General features: G+C 60.0%; 15 protein-coding genes. 6 read left to right on the forward strand and 9 right to left on the reverse strand.

The window, feature by feature from the left end; genetic code table 11:
- Together NW856_RS01890 and NW856_RS01895 are read left to right on the forward strand one after the other, a co-directional pair.
- Nucleotides 1-790: ATP-binding cassette domain-containing protein (locus tag NW856_RS01890; protein ID WP_414398810.1), on the forward strand; the 790-nt coding region annotated here is incomplete at its 5' end.
- A 153-nt stretch (nucleotides 791-943) separates the two neighbouring features.
- Nucleotides 944-2,725, forward strand: coding sequence for an NADPH-dependent assimilatory sulfite reductase hemoprotein subunit (locus NW856_RS01895; RefSeq protein WP_414398811.1), 1,782 nt, complete (start codon nucleotides 944-946; stop codon nucleotides 2,723-2,725).
- 9 nt (nucleotides 2,726-2,734) lie between these two features.
- Here NW856_RS01895 and NW856_RS01900 read toward each other — a convergent pair whose 3' ends face one another.
- A complete protein-coding gene (locus NW856_RS01900) occupies nucleotides 2,735-3,805 on the reverse strand; it encodes a 2Fe-2S iron-sulfur cluster-binding protein (RefSeq protein ID WP_414398812.1) in 1,071 nt (356 codons plus the stop codon).
- Between the two features lie 134 nt (nucleotides 3,806-3,939).
- Here NW856_RS01900 and NW856_RS01905 point away from each other — a divergent pair, with 134 nt between their 5' ends.
- The gene (locus tag NW856_RS01905) at nucleotides 3,940-4,764 is read left to right on the forward strand and encodes a tetratricopeptide repeat protein (RefSeq protein WP_414398814.1); all 825 of its coding nucleotides are present in this window, start codon (nucleotides 3,940-3,942) and stop codon (nucleotides 4,762-4,764) included.
- 79 nt (nucleotides 4,765-4,843) lie between these two features.
- Here NW856_RS01905 and NW856_RS01910 read toward each other — a convergent pair whose 3' ends face one another.
- A complete protein-coding gene (locus tag NW856_RS01910; protein ID WP_414398815.1) occupies nucleotides 4,844-5,191 on the reverse strand; it encodes an STAS domain-containing protein in 348 nt (115 codons plus the stop codon).
- Nucleotides 5,192-5,344: 153 nt separating this feature from the next.
- Here NW856_RS01910 and NW856_RS01915 point away from each other — a divergent pair, with 153 nt between their 5' ends.
- A complete protein-coding gene (locus NW856_RS01915) occupies nucleotides 5,345-6,526 on the forward strand; it encodes a glycosyltransferase (RefSeq protein ID WP_414398817.1) in 1,182 nt (393 codons plus the stop codon).
- 8 nt (nucleotides 6,527-6,534) lie between these two features.
- Here NW856_RS01915 and NW856_RS01920 read toward each other — a convergent pair whose 3' ends face one another.
- Complete coding sequence (locus NW856_RS01920) at nucleotides 6,535-7,350, reverse strand: Uma2 family endonuclease (protein WP_414351155.1); 816 nt, start codon at nucleotides 7,348-7,350, stop codon at nucleotides 6,535-6,537.
- Nucleotides 7,351-7,557: 207 nt separating this feature from the next.
- On the opposite strand from NW856_RS01920, the gene NW856_RS01925 reads away from it, so the two are divergent.
- Entirely contained in the window at nucleotides 7,558-8,250 is a 693-nt protein-coding gene (locus NW856_RS01925) for a response regulator transcription factor (protein ID WP_414398819.1), read from the forward strand.
- 69 nt (nucleotides 8,251-8,319) lie between these two features.
- Nucleotides 8,320-9,477, forward strand: a complete 1,158-nt coding sequence (lgt, locus tag NW856_RS01930) for a prolipoprotein diacylglyceryl transferase (RefSeq protein WP_414398821.1) — start codon at nucleotides 8,320-8,322, stop codon at nucleotides 9,475-9,477.
- 74 nt (nucleotides 9,478-9,551) lie between these two features.
- Here lgt and chrA read toward each other — a convergent pair whose 3' ends face one another.
- The 6 genes from chrA to NW856_RS01960 all read right to left on the reverse strand — a co-directional run.
- Nucleotides 9,552-10,823, reverse strand: coding sequence for a chromate efflux transporter (gene chrA / locus NW856_RS01935; protein WP_414373773.1), 1,272 nt, complete (start codon nucleotides 10,821-10,823; stop codon nucleotides 9,552-9,554).
- 102 nt (nucleotides 10,824-10,925) lie between these two features.
- Nucleotides 10,926-11,696, reverse strand: a complete 771-nt coding sequence (locus NW856_RS01940; RefSeq protein WP_414398823.1) for a hypothetical protein — start codon at nucleotides 11,694-11,696, stop codon at nucleotides 10,926-10,928.
- Nucleotides 11,697-11,711: 15 nt separating this feature from the next.
- A complete protein-coding gene (locus NW856_RS01945) occupies nucleotides 11,712-12,887 on the reverse strand; it encodes a tetratricopeptide repeat protein (protein ID WP_414398825.1) in 1,176 nt (391 codons plus the stop codon).
- A 41-nt stretch (nucleotides 12,888-12,928) separates the two neighbouring features.
- Entirely contained in the window at nucleotides 12,929-14,404 is a 1,476-nt protein-coding gene (locus NW856_RS01950; RefSeq protein ID WP_414398827.1) for a site-2 protease family protein, read from the reverse strand.
- A gap of 47 nt (nucleotides 14,405-14,451) precedes the next feature.
- Nucleotides 14,452-15,543, reverse strand: a complete 1,092-nt coding sequence (gene acsF / locus NW856_RS01955) for a magnesium-protoporphyrin IX monomethyl ester (oxidative) cyclase (protein WP_414398829.1) — start codon at nucleotides 15,541-15,543, stop codon at nucleotides 14,452-14,454.
- Nucleotides 15,544-15,647: 104 nt separating this feature from the next.
- On the reverse strand, nucleotides 15,648-19,194 hold a 3,547-nt coding region (locus tag NW856_RS01960), incomplete at its 5' end, for a glutamate synthase-related protein (RefSeq protein ID WP_414398831.1).

Here is a 19,194-nt window from a genome sequence, read left to right on the forward strand (position 1 = left end):
CCAGATCCAGAGCATTTCCAGTTTTGCCGCCGGGATCAACCGCTTAGGCTCCTTTCACGAGTCTCTGGAAGATCCGGCGCTGCGCCACACCGGCGCTCGGGAAAGCAACATTCAAACTCGCATTGCCCAGCAATTGGCGCTAAACCACGTCACTTTGCTCACCCCCAATTCAGAACGAACCCTGGTTCGGGATCTCTCCTTCGCCTTGGAAGCCGACCAACGGCTGCTGATTGTCGGTGTTAGCGGCAGCGGCAAAAGCTCTCTGCTGCGGGCCATTGCCGGCCTATGGACCAACGGCCAGGGATCCATCGCCCGCCCAGATACTCAGGAGATGCTCTTTTTGCCCCAGAAACCCTATATGCTGCTGGGATCCCTGCGGGATCAACTGCTCTATCCCAAACGCCGCCGAGACCTCACCGATGAAGATCTCATCCGAGTCTTGGCCCAGGTGAACTTGGGGGACTTGCCGGAGCGGGTGGGCGGCTTTGATGTGGAGAAAGACTGGGCCAGCACTCTCTCCCTAGGGGAACAGCAGCGTCTTGCCTTTGCCCGCATTTTGATCACCCAGCCCCGCTACGCCATTTTGGACGAGGCCACCAGCGCCCTGGATGTGGCCAACGAAAAACTGCTCTACCTGCAGCTGCAACACCTGAACACCACCTACATCAGCGTTGGGCATCGCCCCACCCTCCTGGCCTACCACGACTTGGTCTTGGAGCTGCAGGGGAATTGTGCCTGGCAACTGTGGTCGGTGCAGGAGTATGGTGCCCGCCTAGCCCTGGCCAGCTAGCAGCGCCGACATCTCCAGCTGACTCAAATGACAAGCTTTGCGGGTTTGGGACAAAACCCGGATAAGAGGCTGACTTTTCCAACTGGACGCTCTTCAAAGGAGGTGATAGCCTGTTATTCACAAGTATTCCGACCGGTTTACTGGAGATTATCAATGCCCCCCATGATCCCATCCGAGGCCAAGCGTTCCAAGGTGGAGCAGATCAAGGCAGACAGCCACTTTCTACGGGATCCCCTTCAGCAGGAGCTGGCCCAAGACACCACCCACTTCAGCGAAGCAGCGGTGCAGGTGCTGAAGTTTCACGGGGCTTACCAGCAGGACGACCGGGATCGGCGGCAGCAGCGAAAGCAGGAGGGGCTGGAGCGGGCCTATTCGATGATGTTGCGCACCCGCATCCCAGGGGGACACGTGCCCCCCCAGCTTTACTTGACCCTGGATCGGCTGGCCGATGAGTACGGCAATGGCACCCTGCGAGCCACAACGCGGCAGACGTTTCAGCTACACGGGATCCTCAAGAAAAACCTCAAGGCCACCATAGCCAGCATTCTCAAGCAGATGGGATCCACTCTGGCCGCCTGCGGCGATGTCAACCGCAACGTGATGGCACCGGTGGCCCCCTACAAAAATCGCCCTGCCTATCGCTATGCCCAAGAGTATGCCCGCAAGCTGGCGGATCTGTTGGCTCCGAAGACCTCTGCCTACTACGAGATCTGGGTGGATGGGGAGCCGGTTCCCATCCCACCGGTGGATGAGGAAGTGCGGGAAGCAGAGCAGTTTGTGGGCAACGGGGTGCGCCTGGAGGGGCCAGAACCTCTGTATGGCCCCGTCTATTTGCCCCGCAAGTTCAAGACAGCCATCACCGTAGCTGGGGAAAACACGGTAGATGTGTACTCCCAGGACTTGGGCTTGATTGTGCTCACGGATCGCAAGGGCAACTTGAAGGGCTTCAACATTGTGGTAGGTGGCGGGATGGGACGCACCCACGGCAAGGAAGAAACCCAGCCCCTTTTGGCCCAAAAGCTCTGCTTTGCCCCGCCGGAATCGGTGTATCGGGTTTGCCAGGCCGTTTTGGCGGTGCAGCGGGACTACGGCAACCGGCACGATCGCAAGCAGGCGCGGTTGAAATACTTGGTGAGAGACTGGGGGATCCGCAAGTTTCGCCGCGTTGTCGAGGAGTATGTGGGGGAAAAATTGCCCCGGTTTCGCCCCCTACCCAAGTTTGTTCCCAACAGCGACGACTACCTGGGCTGGCACGAGCAGGGGGATGGCCGTTGGTTTTTGGGCATTTCCATCGAAAATGGCCGCATCCAGGACACCCCAGAGCGACAGCTCAAGACGGCACTGCGCCGGATTGTGGAAGCCTTTTCTCTGCACGTGCGGCTGACCCCCACTCAGGATTTACTTTTCATCGACATTGCGGAGCAGCAGCGGGATGCCATCAACCAGATCCTCAAATCCCACGGGGTGCTTTCCAAGGAAGAGATCCCCCAACTGGTGCGGCTGTCGATGGCCTGCCCTGCCCTGCCCACCTGTGGGTTGGCGATTACCGAGTCGGAGCGGGCTTTGCCGGGGCTGGTGCGCCAGTTGGATCGGCTGTTGCAGGAGCTGGATCTGCAAGATTCGCCCTTCTTGGTACGCATGACCGGCTGCCCCAACGGCTGTGCCCGACCCTACCTGGCCGAGCTGGGATTGGTGGGATCCGCCCCCGATGGCTACTACCAGATTTGGCTGGGAGCCAGCCCCCGCGGGGATCGCCTGGCGCAAGTGTTTCAGGAGCGGGTGCACATTAGCCAGATCGTGCCGCTGATGAGAGTTCTCCTGCAGGCCTACAAGCAGGAGCGCCGTCCTGGCGAGAGCTTTGGAGATTACTGCCATCGGGTGGGGATCCCCTACCTGAGGGCCCAGGTGCAGCAAAGGGATGGCGTTTTTGCCTGAAGGGATCCCTCAAAAACGAGACCAAGCCTGTAGCCATTCCCGGAGCGCTTCCAGCCATCCAAGCGGTTCAGGCTTGGTTGCTTCTGGAGCTTGCTCCTCGCCAGTCGGCAAGCTGACGGGGTTGGGATGCACCCTGTAGACTCGGATGGGTTTGGCGTTGGGAAAAGGTTTCACCGAAAGAGGCTCCACCTGCAGGAGTTGCCCTTCCACGGCTCGATACACGGCTGCCGAGATGAGCAACCGGGAGCTCTGTTCCTCAGACTGTTCCCCCCCTTGCGAAACATCCTCAACCGACTCCAGCCAGGTGGCAAACTGAACCGACTTCCCGAAGGCGGACAACCGCTGCGGATCTTGGGGATCGAGGGGCAGCAAAAGGACTGGGCCGTAGTGGATCCCGATGGCAAGCTTGACCTGCGGGTAGGAGAGTTGCCGCAAACACCTGTTCAACTCCACCACCGACTGCCCAAGCGCCAACCCCGCCTGCAGCGCCTGCTGTATGGCCAGCTCGGGTTGTTTGAGACCAAACAAAGCCAGACTTCTCAGCCCGCTCTGGTTGGCCAGTACTCCCCCATATTGCTGCACCAAGGCCCCCATTTGGGCGAAGTAGCGACCCAAGGTGTAGACAACATCGTAGGGAAAGTTCTCCTCGTCGAAGTTGGCCGTCCCCCGCAGGGAAGCGCTGAGAATGGCGGCGGTGACTTGGCTGCCGACCGAATGGGCCTGCAATTGATGTTGAGCTACTTCCACATCTGCTTTATCGATCACCAGCCGTTGCAGGGTGACATCTCCAGTGATGCGGGTTTGACAGGCCAGACGAATATGTACAGGAAGGTCTAGCCGTTGAGCTAACTTCTTCTCGGCAGGAGTCATGCTGCGGCAGTTTTGGCTGCCTTCCAAAATCAGGATGCGACAGGTGGAGCAGGCGGCATTGCCCCCACAGGCATGGACATGGCGCACCCCCGCCTTGAGCAGATTTTCCAGAACCGTGAGCAGGGGATTGGCTTCCAAGGTGAGGTTGTCGGGGTAACAGGTGATCCGCATGGTTAAGAGGGAGTGAGGGGTGGCAAAAAGATTCAGCACTACCTAAATTCAGTACGGCATTGCCCTCCCCTTGGATGCTGTTTTCAAAAGTTTTGGGTATTGGGTAACCTCACCCCGCAGCCTGCCCCGGCGCCGATGATAGAGTACAGAGGAGTCTTCTGCGCGAGCCCTTTATGCCTCAGTCCAAACCCCAAGAATCCCCAGCCCGCAAGCTCCTCAACATTTTGCTGCTGGTGGTGGGCACGGTAACTTTCTTGGGCTTCTCCTTTGGCCCGCTATTCCAGGCCCTCGGGCCTTCCGAATCTCCAGAGGCCGGCTTGGTGACCGAGCAACTGCGGGCCCAGGCAGACGGCTATCGCGTCGTGCTGGAGCGGGAGCCGGATAACCCCATTGCCCTGCGGGGGTTGATCGACACCCAACTGCAGCTCAACGAGCCGCAAGGGGCAATCGAGCCGCTGAAGAAGCTGGTGGAACTGGAGCCCGAAAATCGGCAACTGAGAGCCTTTTTGGCCGAAATCCAGCAGGATACGGGGGATTTTGAAGGGGCATTAGAACAGCTCCAGATCCTTTACGAGGGGGATCCCAAAGATGGCCAGGTGCTGCAGCAGTTGGTGGATGTGCAGCTAACCCTGGGCCGCACCTCTGAGGCCATTGCCCTGCTGGAGAAGCATCTTGAAGAAGCGCCGGAAGATAATGATGTGCGTTTGCGCTTGGCTTTTGTCTACGCCCGCAACAACCAGACCGAAAAAGCCGTAGCCCTCTACGACGAGTTAATCGCGGCGGATCCCAGTGATTTCACTCCCGTGCTCGGCAAAGCCATAGCCCTCAGCTCTGCCACCGATGAAAACCTACGGGCAAAAGCACCTGAGTTGTTTGAGCAAGCAGCGCGGTTGGCCCCACCCCAAGTCCGGGAGCAAATCCAGCAGCAAGCAGAGATTTATGCTCAGGTGAACCGGCCCCAGACGGTCGAGAACCAAAACAGCAACCCCTCCCCCTGAGCAGGTTTTCAACCGTTAGGCTAATCCAGGTGTTGAGAAGCTGATCCCTGACGGTTCTCAGTTGACCCGATAGGGAGAGCTACGGAAAAGACTCAAGTGCCTTTTCTACAGAGGGGTAGATCTCGTAAATGGCATCCAAGCCGGTGATGGCGAAGAGCAGCTTGACCTGCTCCTGCAGGCTGCAGAACTTGAGTTGATAGCCTAAAGTGCGGCAATGGCGATGCGCCCAAACCAGAACCGACAACCCCATGCTGTCGATCAGGCTAACCTGACTAAGATCCAACAAGAAATGCCCCGGTTTCTCGGTGAGAATTTGGCTTAGCTCTTTCCGTACCTCGCGGGCAATCGCGGCGTTGAGCCTTTCACTGTGCAATTTCACAACCGTAACAGGGGATCCCTTGTGGCTGAGCTGGATGAAGACATCCATGAAAAGCCCGTCAGGTTTGAGGGGGGATGGGCACAGGCACGATGCAACCAGACTGATTTTGAATTGCTAAATCACCATGAGTATGAGTTTGTCCTCCCTGGGCTTCTCTTGCAAGCATTCTTGGACACTTTTCCCTTACAGGTTAGAACTGGCATGAACGGGATCCCTGCTTGGGCTGGAGATGCTGCCGCCCTGAGTCTATTGGTTATGCAAGTGCCGATGCTGGCGGTGCTGCTGGCGCGGCTGCTGCCCTCTTTGCGGCGCCCTTCCCCTCTGCCTCCCGGTCAGCCTGGGATCCCTTTGCAGCCGGGCTTGGTCAGCGTGTTGCTGCCTACTCTCAACGAAGCGGAACGCATCGATCCCTGCCTAGAAGGATTACACCAACAGAGCTCCGTCCTGCGGGAGGTGCTGGTGGTGGACAGCCGCTCCCAAGATGACACCCCCGAAAAGGTGCTGAAGATGGCTGAGCGGGATCCGCGCTTCCGTCTGGTAACCGACGATCCCTTGCCCAGCGGATGGGTGGGGCGCCCCTGGGCCTTGCACTATGGATTTCTCCAGTCGGATCCGGCCTCTGAGTGGATCCTGGGCATTGATGCCGATACCCGTCCCCAGCCAGGATTGGTGGAGCGCCTGCTGGAAACCGCCCAGGCCCAAAGGCTCGACCTGATCACCCTGGCACCGCAGTTTATCCTGCAGCACTGGGGGGAAGGCTGGCTGCAGCCGGCTCTTTTGGTGACCCTGATCTACCGCTACGGGGCCGCCGGAGACACCGCCACCCTGCCGGAACGGACAATGGCCAATGGGCAATGTATGCTAGTGCGCCGGTCGGTGCTGGAAGCGATGAATGGCTACACAGTGGCGCGGGCTTCATTTTGTGACGATGTGACCCTGGTGCGGCAGATTGCGGCAGCCGGCTTTAAAGTAGCTTTTTACGACGGTCGGCACCTGCTCAAGGTGCGCATGTACACTTCTTTTGGCGAAACTTGGCGAGAGTGGGGCCGATCCCTCGATTTGAAAGATGCCACCCCTGTGGCCCAGTTGTGGGGGGATATAGCTCTCCTCGTCCTCACCCAAGGGATCCCTGGGCCGGTGGTTGTAGGGCTGTTGGGCAAAGCCGGGATGGGGTTTCCCTTTTCCCTGACGGAGCAGGTGCTGCTGGGGCTTAACCTAGGCTTACTGATTCTGCGCTTAGGTGTACTGCTGGGCATTCGCGGCTCCTATCAGGATCCCCCTTGGACGTTCTGGATGTCGCCTCTGGCGGATCCCTTGGCCGTTCTGCGGATAATCCTATCTGCCCTCAGCCGGCCCCGCTCTTGGCGCGGGCGCACCTACTAGGAGAGCCCTCAATCGGCTATTGCCTCGGGATCCACGCCCAACTCCCGCAATTTCGCGGCTAGGCGCTGCTGTTCCAGACGGGCCTGTTCGAGGGCTGCTTCTGCCGCTTCGGCCCGCTGCCGTTCCTGTTCAGCCCGCTGCCGCTCCTGTTCGGCCCGCTGCCGCTCCTGCTCTATATGTTCACTCCCCCACAGCAGCAAACTCCCATCGGCAGTCCACCACCGCAACCAGTTGGCTTTGGTCTCGGCTTTTTGTCCCCGCCACACCCCCAAAAACAAGCCAATCTCCGGGATCCAGTAGCGACGGTTTTCATCCGCCGATACAGGGGTATAGCGGCCATTCTCCAGGCGGTAGACATCCAGCTCACCGGTTTTGGGATGAAAGATTACATAGACAGGCACCTGCAAAATGCGCTCGTAGAAATACCATTTTCCATAGGGATAGTGGGGATTGATGGAGTACTCGCCGCCCTCGGTTTCGGAGATGAATTCCATCACAATCGCCGGGGGATCCCCTTCTAAGTGTGGGGTATAGCTGCGGCGGATCTCTCCTTCGGGAATCGGCTGTACTGCGGGCACATAAACCCAGTCGGGGGCTTTCACCACCACCTTGTCCCCGACAGTGCTGCAAAGGCCAAAGTTGGAGGCGATCAAAGCCTGGGCAGGGATCATCTGAGCGAGTTCCAATGCCTCACGCAGAGCAGCAGCCAAAAGGGGCTGTAAGGTGCTTTCCACAGGCTCATCCGGCAAGGGAAAGTCTTCCGGCAGTTTTTCCCATCGAATGGGAGGTAGGGGCGGGGTGAGCCGAACAGGAGAGAGGGTCATGGCTTAGGATACTCATGGTGATAAGGTACATGAATGCCTTTTGAATAACTCAAAGCACTTGCTGATATCAACCCCAGGCAATTCCACAAGGCTGTTGCAGGCTAGGACGGATTCAGTCATCTCGACTGCCAATCCATACGGTTGAGATATGCTTGGGGGCAATGAGCAAGTTTTTCGGCGTCTTCCTTGGATTCAGCAAGAGAGCGTATGCCAGAGCCTGAACCCTCTTCTGCCCACATTCTGGTGATCGAAGATGAAGCTAAGCTGGCTCGTTTTGTGGAAACGGAGCTGACCTGTGAGGGATATCGAGTCAGCGTAGCCAGCGATGGCATGGCCGGGTTGAGGGCAGCCTGCGACCAAAACCCCGACTTGGTGCTGTTGGACTGGATGTTGCCCGGCATCTCAGGTTTGGAAATTTGTCGGCGACTGCGCTCAACGGGCAACCGCGTGCCGGTGGTGTTGATGACCGCCAGAGATGAGGTGGCGGATCGAGCAGCGGGGTTGGATGCCGGGGCGGATGATTACGTGGTCAAACCCTTCAGCATTCAGGAGCTGCTGGCTCGGATACGGATCTATTTGCGGCAGCCAAGGCGATCCCGCGACGGCCAGTTGGTGTTCATGGATCTGATTCTGGATCCCGTAACGCGGGAGGTAACCCGGGGAGAGCGACAGGTGGAGCTGACGGCCAAAGAATACGACCTGCTGCGCTACTTGATGGAACACCCTCGACAGGTGCTCACCCGCCAGCAGATTTTGGAGCATGTGTGGGGGCTGGACTACATGGGCGACTCCAACATCATCGAGGTCTACATTCGCTATTTGCGCCTCAAGATCGAAGGCCAAGGGGAAAAGCGCCTCATCCAGACCGTGCGTGGGGTGGGCTACGTGCTGCGGGAGTAGGGGTATGGGGATCCAAAACCCCCCAGTGGAATCTTGCCTGTGAGGTTAGTTGAATTGAGGGATTTTGGGGTGCAGAGCGTGTTGTTGATGAACCTATGGAGTGCAGGGCTGTTGGGTCTCACCTTCAGCTCACCTGGAGAATTTGTCTTCCGTTTTCCCCCTGGCACCCCGCTGGTGGGAGGGCTGGGCCTGCGCTGGTATGGCCTATTGATGGCAGTGGCCGTGTTGGTCGGCTTGATCTTGACCAAAGCACTGGCCGAATCCCGTCATTTGGAGAAAGAACCCGGCAAAGCCGGCGAACGGGTGGAGCTACTGGCCCTGTGGCTGGTGGTGTCTGGGTTTCTGGGGGCCAGACTCTACTACGTCATCACCCATTGGTCAGAGTTCAGAGATAACCCCCTCTCGGCCTTCGCCATTTGGCAGGGGGGCCTCATCATCCATGGCGGGGTGCTGGCCGGTGCTCTGGCTCTCTACTTCTATTGCCGCGCCACCGGGATCCACGGCTGGAAGTATGCCGATGTTCTCACCCCTGGGTTAATTTTGGGCCAAGCCATTGGGCGCTGGGGCAACTTTTTCAATTCCGAGGCCTATGGTGCCCCTATTCCCCCGGACAGCCCTTGGCCGCTGCGGGTGTACATTCCTCCCCAAGCTCGCGAGCCGGAATACAGCCAGTTTGAGTTTTTCCACCCGATCTTTTTCTACGAGAGCATCCTCAATCTGGCCCTGTTTGCTCTGTTGATGGGGATGTTCTGGCGATTCCCCAAGCTTAAAGATGGCACTTGGGTTTGGACGTATGTGGTCGGCTACAGCTTGATTCGCATCCCTTACGAAATCTTGCGCGTGTCGGCGGTGGCCTATCTGCCGGGAACTGCCATCAAGGCTGCCTACGTGGCCAGCGCCTTGGGCCTAGTGCTTGGGATCGGCATGCTGATCTACATGTACCGGCTGCGCTTCGACCCCGATTTGGAACAACTGGCAGCGTGGTTATCGGAGCAAGCGGGATTAGCGCCAGAAGCAGCCCAAAACCTTCTGGAACGGGCTTGGGCTATTCAACAGAGACATCGCCGCGCCGACCTGTTGGATCGTGTCACCCTCGCCATGCCCCACTTTCCCGGCACCCTTGCCCCTCACCTGTCTCTTGGCCAACGGGAGCTGCTCATGCGGCAACTGTTTTGTCGCCTGGAAGGCAGGGATCCCTCTGAGGAAGGGCTGGCCCAAGCCAGTTAGTGCCGTGGCCATCAGCCTGAATCAGGGTCATTCCCTCACCCCCAAGGAGAAAGCAGGGCCAGGGAGCAAAACCTTTAGGCCAGCAGACCTCGGGCCAGCAAACCCGCCCCCCCTCCCATCAACACCAACAGCCAAGTGGGCTGGCGAAAGCGCATCAAGGCAATGAAGGCCGCTACCCCGATCCCCAAAGCCACCAGCGAAGCGGGAGTTGTTTGTTGTAGCAGCGCATTTTGGGCCAAGGGCACTGTAGCCGCAGCAACAGCCCCCAGGGCCGTTGGGGTAATTGCCTGCAGGGATCCCTTCACCCAAGCATTGTGCCGTATGCGCAACAGAACCGGAGCTGCCAGCAAAATAAAGGCAAAAGAAGGGGCAAAGATGGCCACTGTTGCCGTCAGGGCCCCCAGCACCCCTGCCACCTTGTAGCCGATAAAGGCTGCCGTCAGCACCACCGGGCCAGGAGTAAATTGCCCAATGGCCACCCCATCCAAGAACTCTGTCGGCGTCAACCAGCCCAACTGATCCACCACCTCGTCGGCGATGAAGGGGATGATCACCAGCCCTCCCCCGAAGATGGCGCCGCCTACTTTCAGGAAAAACAAGGTCAAAGGCCAGAAATAGGCACCAATCCGCTCCAGACCCCAAAAGCTGCTCAGGATAAGGGTTTCCGGTGGAACCGTGGCCACTACCGTCTGGGCCAACGTCAATACTGGCCAAGGGAGTAAAATCGGGATCCCCGATAGTGGGCCTTTTTTGGGCCCATACAGCAGCAGCCCCACCAGAGCCGCCAGCCCGAACAGCAACAGGATATTCACCCCCCCAATCAGCAGCAGGGCAAAGGCTGCCACCGCGATCAGCCCCCGGCTCCAATCCTTCACAGCTTTACGGCCCAGTTTCCAGCAAAAGGCTAGGATAATGGCGATCACCACCGGGGCCACCCCAAAAAACATCCCCTCTAGCTGCGGCACCCCCTGAAAGCGAAAGTAAAGCCAAGAAAAAATCACCTCGATCACAAAAGCAGGGGCAATGAAGCAAATCCCCGCCAGCACCGCCCCCAACCAGCCTGCCCGCACATAGCCGACATAGATCCCCATCTGGGTAGAAGCTGGCCCTGGCAACATTTCACATAGGCCCACCCCTTCGGTAAATTGTTCCTGGCTCATCCAGCCCCGCCGGATCACCGCCTCATCGTGTTGCATGGCGATGTGGGCTTGGGGGCCGCCGAAACCCAGGGATCCCAGCCGCAGGAATACCACGGCAATCTCTTTCAGGCGCGTTGAAAGGGAGGGCAAGTTGTCGGGGGCGTTTTCCGGCCTGGGGAACTGACCGGGAGCAGACTCAGAAGACATGGGCAAAGCCCGGCAAGACAACCCCGCCTATCCTGCCATCTGTCCGGGATCCCTTCAAGAGGACAACACTCGCCCGTTTATCCTTTCACCCAAACTGCCCCCTCAGGTCTTCAGGCTTCGCAACCACTCTTCCAGAGCGCGGATCGGCGCGGGATCCCGGTAGACGCGATCTTGACGTGCTTTCACCTGCTGGCCCATTTGCTCTCGCCACTCTGGATCCAAGCCCAACCGACTGGCAATCTGGACGTATTCATCGAGGTTATGAGCGATGGTATCGAGAATCCCCATCTGCTGCAGGATGGCGTAGGTGTGGCGGCCCCGCATCAGGGATCCCGGCAGGGTGACGATGGGCAGCCCGTGGGGCAGGGCTTCCAGGGTGGTGTTGCCCCCTGACCAGCCGAGGCTATCCAGGTAAATATCCCCCAGGGCATTGTAGGCCGCATATTCTGCGGGGGAGAGTTCTGGTAAGAGCACCACATACTCTTCAGCGGCCAGGTCATAGGCTTGAAAGGCCCGCCGCATCCGTTGCCAAAAGCGCTCGCGGATCCCTTGGGAGAGGCGGCCCCGCAAAAATAGAAATTGACACTTCCCCACTTCCCGGGCGATGCGGGGGAACACCTCGTCGTACTGAGGTAAGTACTTGAATAGGGATTGGGCGCAGAGGTAAAGCACCCTGTCGGGATCCACCCCCCAAGCTTGCCAGTCCACAGGGGCGGGGTCAACTTCTAGGGGAATATAGTAGGTGCCGATGCCAGGCAGGGGCAGGAGCTGCTCGGTGTAATGGCCGGCCCCGTCCGGCGGCTCCATCAGCTCGCTGCTGAGAAAAACGTCTATTGTCGGCAGGCCAGAAGTTTGCGGGTGGCCCCAGGCCATCGCCTGTACCGGCGCCTAGCGGAGGGCGGCCAGTTGGGCACAGACCGGGTCAATGCCCACTTCCGGGTAGAGGAGCACATCCAGCTGTGCCTCTCGAATAGCCGCTTGCCATTCTTCTATGCTGCGGGATCCGGCCACAAAGTGCTCAAAACGAGGGGGCAGGGAGCACGTGACCTCATCTTGGATGACCGAGGTGTGGAAGCCGTAGAGGGCCACTTGAGCACGATCCAGGGCTTCTACCCAGCCGCGAGTCAGGATCTTCCAAACGGAGTGATCCCGAAACAGGCCGGAGACAATGCCCACCCGCACTCGGCCAGGATGTCGCTGCCAGAGGACGGAGGGCTGGGGATAGCGGGCCGCCATCACGTCCCTCACCAAGGATCTGTAGAGCTGCTGCAGATCGCGGTCGTTCTGGCCTTGGTAGGGCAAAAAGAAGGGTTGGACGGAGCCGATCCCGGCAGCTGCTCGCTCCAGGGTTTCGGGATCCCGCGGCAGGTGTTCCCAGCGGCCCTTCACCTGTTGTAGGGCTTGGCGGTAGCGCTCCCGAGCCACGGAAACTTGGTCTGCCGAGGCGTACAGCAAGGGCAACTGGCTAACACACCACCCCAGGGCCGCGGCCAAGTTGGCGGGATCCGCTTGCCAGAGTTGGTAGAACAGCTCCGCCGCTTCCTCCTCCCGGCCACAATCCCGCAGCAGGATGGCCAGGGTGTAGGCGGCATCGGCAAAGTCCGGCTGCAGCTCCAGGGCCTGTCCCAAGGGGACAAGGGCCGCCTCCAAATCCCCCTGCTGCCGCAGCACCAGCCCCAGCTGGTACAAAACTTCTGGATCCGGCCCCCCCTGCTCTAGGGCCAGTTGCAGGTGAGTTTTCGCCTCCGCCAGCCGCCCCGCCTGCTTGAGAACAATTCCCAAATTAAAGTGGGCGTCGGGAAACCAGGGCTGGTGGGCAAGGGCCTGCCGGATCAGGGCAATCGCGTCGTCCAGGGATCCCTGTTGCTGCCGACAGACCCCCAAGAGGTGCAGCGCCTCCGGGTGAGTGGGCTGGGCTTGCAGCACCTGCTGGTAAAGCGAGACAGCCTGTGGCCATTGCCCCGCTTGGTGATGGCGAACGGCCTGGGCCAACAGACGCTGCAGATGCTCTCCTTTGCCCTTTCCAGCTCTGCCTAGGCCAAAGCCTTTCCCCGGTCCAGACACAGTGAGCTCCTCTCGCCGGCGGATCCTGGGCCTCTACCCCATCAGCCGTTGGGGAAATTGAGAAAGCCCGCCAAAGCCGGGGCAATCGGCAGCAGGGTCATGACCATCAAAAAGAGGGCCAGCAAAGCCAAAGCATCCCGCTGACCGTCGGTTTCAGTAATCTCATCCTGCGGTGGACGCTCTGGCTCGCGGGCGATGAACAGGATCAGCAGCGCCCAGTAGAGGGCCAAGACGTTGCTGATGGCCGCCACCGCCAAGGCAATCAGGGTAATGAAGGTGGCGCGGGCCGCCGTCTTCCGCCCGTACACCGCCTGCACAATGCGACCCCCGTCCAGCTGCCCTGCCGGCAGCAGGCTCAAGGCGGTGATTGCCAGGCCAATCCAGCCCACGGCAACAAAAGGATGAATGGGAACCAGCTCCGCCTGCAACTGGGATCCCAGCACCAGCCGGGCCAGAGTGCCCACTAGGATGGAGCTGCGGAATATCTCGGTAGGCACATACAGCCCTCCTGAGCCGGATAGCTTCAGGCCAGCCAAGAGCACCAGCAGCGACAGGATCCCGCTCGCCGCCGGGCCAGCAAAGGCAATGTCGAACAAAGCCTTGCGGTTGGGCACCGGCGATTGGATGCGGTTCAGGGATCCCAGCGTGCCAATGCCCAAGCTGGGGATAACAAAGGCAGGGCTGAGGCGCACCCCGTACTTGCCCGCCATCCAGCGGTGTCCGGTCTCGTGCACCAGCAAGATGGCGAAGATCCCGGCTGCCACCGGCAGGGCTTCCACCCAGCGCCCCGGCGCATCCAACAGCCGGAAGCCCAAGAGATTGGCCCCCACCTCCAACGTGGCGACGAAGCTGAAGACCAGCAACGCCCCCGCCAGGATCTGCGCCCCCACGGAAGCGCGGTAATTGACGATGGGATCCGGCAAGACCACCACCGCCGGCTTTTCCGCCGGATCCTCCACCAAAAAGAGCTGGTAGCGACTGCCCACCTGCTCTTTGAGCTTCTCCACCAGCAGGGGTACCACCACCTCCGCCTCCTGGCGCAGGTTGCCCTTAAAAATCGCCCCTTCCCCATAGGGGACGGTCTCGGTGACGAAAAAGGTATCGAGGCCGAAAATAGACTGAATGGCCTGCAGATCCTCAGCCGAGATCCGCTGCAGAACCGCAGGCGCTTCCAAAGGCGCCTCCCCTGCCGAAGGGGCTTCCCCCTGCTCTTCCAGACGAGCCAACTGCTCGCGACGGGCCTGCAGCTCCTGCTGGGCCAACTGGCGGGTCTTGCGCCCCACAGCAATGTAAAGCCCTGTAAAGACCAACAGCAACACCAGGAAGCCTGCAAAATTGAGGTAGATCCCCAGCAGCAGCAGCCCCAGGAAAACCACCCACGGCAACAAGAGCAGGGATCCCTGTAACCACACCCAAACGGCTAAGGATCCCCGCCGACGGGCTCTCCAGAAGCCCCAACCCAAAAAGGCCAGCGTTCCCAGCAAAAAGAGCGGCGTAATCTCAGCGGCAATGTTCATGGCTGACCTATGAGGCTGTACGGGTACCAAGCTGAGGGCAAGACGGCTCAAGCAGAAACAGCCGTTCCTTCAAAACGGGGCTCCGGCTGCTCCCACAGGTAGAAGCCAGCTTTCCGAGGTTTCAGGAGGAACAGCCGCAAAAACTGATAGAAGTTATCCAAGTAGAGGGGCAGCTTGCGCAAACCCTTGAAGGGGCCGGATCCCCGGGCAATCTCCCTCAGCTTAGCGTTGTTGGCCACGCACTTTTGCAGCCGCCGCACAAACTCAGGGTTTTCCACATCCAACACCACCGGGAACACCTTGGCCGCCTCGCGGTTGGTCTTGTAGATCACCTCCATGTCATAAGCATGGGGATCCAGCCCGATGAGGCGGTAGAAATCCGGGCGCTCTCCCACATCGTTGAGGTACATAGTGGCGAACACCGACAGCAAGAAGAAGCGGCACCACAGCTTGGCCACCCATCCCTTGAGTAGCCGCGGCTGGCTTAGGAGCATGAGCGCGAAGAAATCGCCGTGGCGGTTCTCGTCCTGGCACCAGTTCTTGAAGAAGTTGAAGATCGGGTAAACGCGATCCTCGGGGTGGGCCTCCAGGTGGCGGTAGATGAGAATGTAGCGCCAGTAGCCAATCTTCTCCGAGAGATAGGTGGCATAGAAGATGAAACGCGGCGCGAAATAGGTGTAAGACTTGTGCTTAGTGAGAAAGCTCAGGTCGAAGGCCATGTTGAAGTCGCCCATAGCCCGGTTCAGAAAGCCGGCATGGCGGGCCTCATCGCGGCTCATCAGGGCAAAGCACTCGGCCAAAACGGGGTTGGTCTCTTTTAGCTTGCGCGACAGCTCCTTGTAGAGGAGAAAACCGGAGAACTCGGCTGTACAGGAGCGCTCCAAGAACTCCACAAACAACCGGCGCGCCTGCGGATCCAGGCGGCTTTCCCAGTCTTGGTTGAACTCCTCACCCCGGACGAAGTGATGGCGGTTGTAGTCGGCGCGAAACTCCTGCAGGATGGCCCGGAAATCGGCCTCTCGATCCCCTAAGCCCATTTTGCCGATGGCCTCGAAATCGGTGGTGTAGAAGCGCGGCGTCAGGATGGTCTCGGTGGGCACTCGCGCTTGAGTTTGAGCAGCTTGCAAACTGGGACTCATAGTGATTTAAAGCGGATGAAAAGGCCAGGTATACTCTCGCAGTTTACCAGCCTCTCTGGCCGTCGTGGGGATAAGAAGTGTTACCGGCAGGCTCTGAGAGATCCTTAAGACTCCACTGCCAGCGGCTGGGATCGCAAGGGATCCGTCAGCTCGCTGCCCTCCTCCGAAGGCGGGATCACCTGCCAAAACAGAGGCAAATAGGATTCCCAATTTTGCAGAATGCGCTCCGCTTTGGGGGAATGGGTGCGGCGATAGTGCTCTTGGATCAGGCTCTTCAGTTGTGCCTCTGCTGCTGCTGTCTGCACCCGCTGAATGCGCACGATCTCCCCGTTGACCTTGGCGGGGAAGTTGCCCTCCTCATCCAGCACATAGGCCAGGCCGCCGGTCATCCCCGCTCCCAGGTTGCGGCCCACCCGCCCCAGCACCACCACCACCCCACCGGTCATGTACTCGCAGCAGTGGTCGCCGGATCCCTCGATCACCGCCTGCGCTCCCGAGTTGCGCACCGCAAAGCGTTCCCCCGCCTGGCCGTTGGCAAACAGGGATCCGCCCGTGGCCCCGTACAAACAGGTGTTGCCCAGGATTACATTTTCCGCCGGATCGCGGGGCGCCTCAGGGGGAGCCAGGATGACGATCTCGCCGCCACACATGCTCTTGCCCACGTAGTCATTCGCTTCTCCTGTCAGGGTCAGGCGCATCCCCGCCAGCGTAAAAGCGCCAAAGCTCTGGCCGGCGCTGCCGACAAAGCGCAGATCCAACTGCCCCCCCTGTTGGGCGAAGCCGGTATCTCCGTACAAGCGGGCCAAGGTTCCGGCAATGCGCCCGCCTACGCAGCGGTCGGTGTTGGCGATAGGGATCTCCACCGTGGCCGTGCCGCAGGTTTCCACCGCCTTCTGCACCTCCGGCTGAGCCAGGATCTGCTCATCCAGCACCGGGCCGTTGGAATGCACCGGCTCATGCTCCAACCAGTCGGGCAGGGTGTTGGGATCAAAACCGGGGGGAGTTCGCAGCAGACACTCCAAGTTCAAGGATGGGGTCTTCTGCAGAACGGCATCGGCCCGCGGACAGAGCAGATCCACCCGTCCAATCACCTCCTTCAGAGAGCGGTAGCCCAGTTGCGCTAAGACTTGGCGCACCTCCTCCGCCACAAAGGTGAAGAAGGTCACCACGTGATCTGGCGTGCCGGGGAAGCGCTTGCGCAACTCCTCCTTCTGGCTGGTCACTCCCACAGGGCAGTTGTTGGTGTGGCACACCCGCGCCATGATGCACCCCTCCGCAATCATGGCCACCGTGCCAAAGCCAAACTCTTCTGCCCCCAGCATGGCCGCCATCACCACTTCCCAACCCGTGCGAATGCCGCCATCCACCCGCAGGATGGAGCGCTGCCGTAGGCCGTTTTCCAGCAGGGTATGATGCACCTCCACCAGGCCCAACTCCCAAGGTGCCCCGGCATGTTTGATGGAGCTCAAGGGGGAAGCCCCTGTGCCCCCTTCATGGCCGGAGATTTGGATGATGTCGGCGTTGGCCTTGGCTACTCCTGCCGCCACCGTGCCGATGCCCACCTCCGCCACCAGCTTCACCGACACCTGTGCCTGGGGGTTTACCTGGTGCAAGTCGAAGATCAACTGCGCCAGATCCTCGATGGAGTAGATGTCGTGGTGGGGCGGCGGCGAGATCAAGGTCACCCCCGGCTTGGAGCGGCGCAGCTTGGCGATGTAGGGGCTGACCTTTTTGCCCGGCAGTTGCCCCCCCTCGCCCGGCTTGGCCCCCTGGGCAATTTTGATCTCAATTTGCCGCGCGTTGAGCAAATACTCCGGTGTCACGCCAAAGCGGCCCGAGGCCACCTGCTTCACCGCCGAGCTGGCGTTGTCCCCCATCCGCAGTCCCTTCAGGTGGGGAAAGCGGGCCGAGGTGCCATCCGGGCCTACATCGGTGATGGGGAGGTATCGTTCTGGATCTTCCCCGCCTTCACCGGAGTTGGACTTGCCGCCGATGCGGTTCATGGCAATGGCCAGGGTCTCGTGAGCCTCGCGGCTGAGGGCCCCCAAGGACATCCCACCTGTGGCAAAGCGTTTGAAAATCTCCGACACCGGTTCCACTTCCTCCAAGGGAATGGGATCCCGGTCGCTGCGGAAATCCAGCAGGTCTCGCAACGCGGTGGGGGTGCGGCTGCGCAGGTGCGCCCTGTAGATCTCATAGTGGGCAGGCTGGCCCGATTCGATGGCCTTGTGCAGCAGCTTGGCCATTTCTGGACTGTTGATGTGGTATTCGCCTTTGGGCCGCGCCTGGATAAAGCCAAAGTTCTCCAGCTTTTTCGAGGTGAGTTCGGGAAAGGCCCGCTGGTGATTCACCATGCCCTCGCGGGCCAGATCCGCCAGCGTCATGCCTCCCACCCGCGACACCGTGCCGCGGAAGGCCAGATCGATCACCTCTTGGCTCAGGCCAATGGCCTCGAAAATCTGCGCTCCGTGGTAGCTGGAGAGCAGAGAAATGCCCATTTTGGAAAGAATCTTGAGCAGCCCTGCCTCAATGGCGGCGCGGTACTTCAGTTGCACCTCGGCCAGGGAAAGCTGGGGCAACTTGCCGGCAGCCATCTGGGTTTGCGTCTTGGGCTTGTGCCACCACTGCCGCACAGCTTCATAGGCCAGATAAGGACAAACGGCGCTGGCCCCGTAGCCGATCAAGCAGGCAAAGTGGTGGGTGCTCCAGCATTGGGCAGTCTCCACCACCAGGGAAGCGCGTAGGCGCAGCCCCTCCTGGATGAGGTGATGGTGGATGGCGCCCACCGCCAACAGAGGTGGGATCAGAGCCTGCTCGGCATCAAGGCCGCGATCCGAGAGGATTAAAATCTCAGCTCCCCCCCGCACTGCCTGAGCCGCCTGCTGGCAGAGGGCCCGTACCTGGACCTCCAGTCCTTCTGGGCCGGCAGCCACCGGATAGAGAATCGGGAGCGTGTGGCAGGGAAAAGGGGTATGCTGCAGAGCGGCCAGCTCCGCTTCGTTGAGCACCGGACTGCGCAACTGCAACAGGCGGGCATGCTCAGGGCGGATCTCCAGCAGGTTGCCCTTGGATCCCAGATACACATCCAAAGACATCACCAGGCTCTCCCGCAGGGGATCGATGGCGGGGTTGGTGACCTGGGCAAAGCGCTGCTTGAAATAGTCGTAGAGGGGATGAGGCTGGGTGGACAGCACAGCCAGCGGCGCATCGTCCCCCATGCTGAAGGTGGGCTCCTTGCCCGTAGCCGCCATCTCCTCGATGATCATCTCCACATCTTCCGAGGAGTAGCCGAAGGCAGTTTGGGCTTGGAGCAGTTGTTCTTCCGAGAGGTGAGGGGTATTTTCAAAGCCCTGGGTGCTGAGCTGAACGCGATGGGCTTTGAGCCATTCGCCGTAGGGGTGCTGGGCTGCCACCTGGGTTTTGATCTCCCAGTTTTTGCAGATTTGCCCGCTCTGCAGATCCACCGTCAGCATCTGCCCCGGGCCTAGCCGCCCTTTTTCCAAAATGTCGGTCTCCGGCAGAGGAACCACGCCAGCTTCCGAGGCCACCACCAGCAGACCATCGCGGCTGCGAGCGTAGCGGGCTGGGCGCAGGCCATTGCGATCCAACGTGGCCCCGATGGTTTTGCCGTCGCAGAAAACCACCATCGCC

The organism is Synechococcus sp. R3-13 (assembly GCF_047462195.1).
In the GTDB taxonomy this organism is placed as follows: domain Bacteria; phylum Cyanobacteriota; class Cyanobacteriia; order Thermostichales; family Thermostichaceae; genus Thermostichus.

What these genes read in the sequence shown, in the direction of transcription:
- NW856_RS01895 (WP_414398811.1), top strand. Translation starts at nt 944, where the DNA reads ATGCCCCCCATGATCCCATCCGAGGCCAAGCGTTCCAAGGTGGAGCAG.
- NW856_RS01905 (WP_414398814.1), top strand. Translation starts at nt 3,940, where the DNA reads ATGCCTCAGTCCAAACCCCAAGAATCCCCAGCCCGCAAGCTCCTCAAC.
- NW856_RS01910 (WP_414398815.1), bottom strand. Translation starts at nt 5,191, where the DNA reads ATGGATGTCTTCATCCAGCTCAGCCACAAGGGATCCCCTGTTACGGTT.
- NW856_RS01915 (WP_414398817.1), top strand. Translation starts at nt 5,345, where the DNA reads ATGAACGGGATCCCTGCTTGGGCTGGAGATGCTGCCGCCCTGAGTCTA.
- NW856_RS01920 (WP_414351155.1), bottom strand. Translation starts at nt 7,350, where the DNA reads ATGACCCTCTCTCCTGTTCGGCTCACCCCGCCCCTACCTCCCATTCGA.
- NW856_RS01925 (WP_414398819.1), top strand. Translation starts at nt 7,558, where the DNA reads ATGCCAGAGCCTGAACCCTCTTCTGCCCACATTCTGGTGATCGAAGAT.
- chrA (WP_414373773.1), bottom strand. Translation starts at nt 10,823, where the DNA reads ATGTCTTCTGAGTCTGCTCCCGGTCAGTTCCCCAGGCCGGAAAACGCC.
- NW856_RS01940 (WP_414398823.1), bottom strand. Translation starts at nt 11,696, where the DNA reads ATGGCCTGGGGCCACCCGCAAACTTCTGGCCTGCCGACAATAGACGTT.
- NW856_RS01950 (WP_414398827.1), bottom strand. Translation starts at nt 14,404, where the DNA reads ATGAACATTGCCGCTGAGATTACGCCGCTCTTTTTGCTGGGAACGCTG.
- acsF (WP_414398829.1), bottom strand. Translation starts at nt 15,543, where the DNA reads ATGAGTCCCAGTTTGCAAGCTGCTCAAACTCAAGCGCGAGTGCCCACC.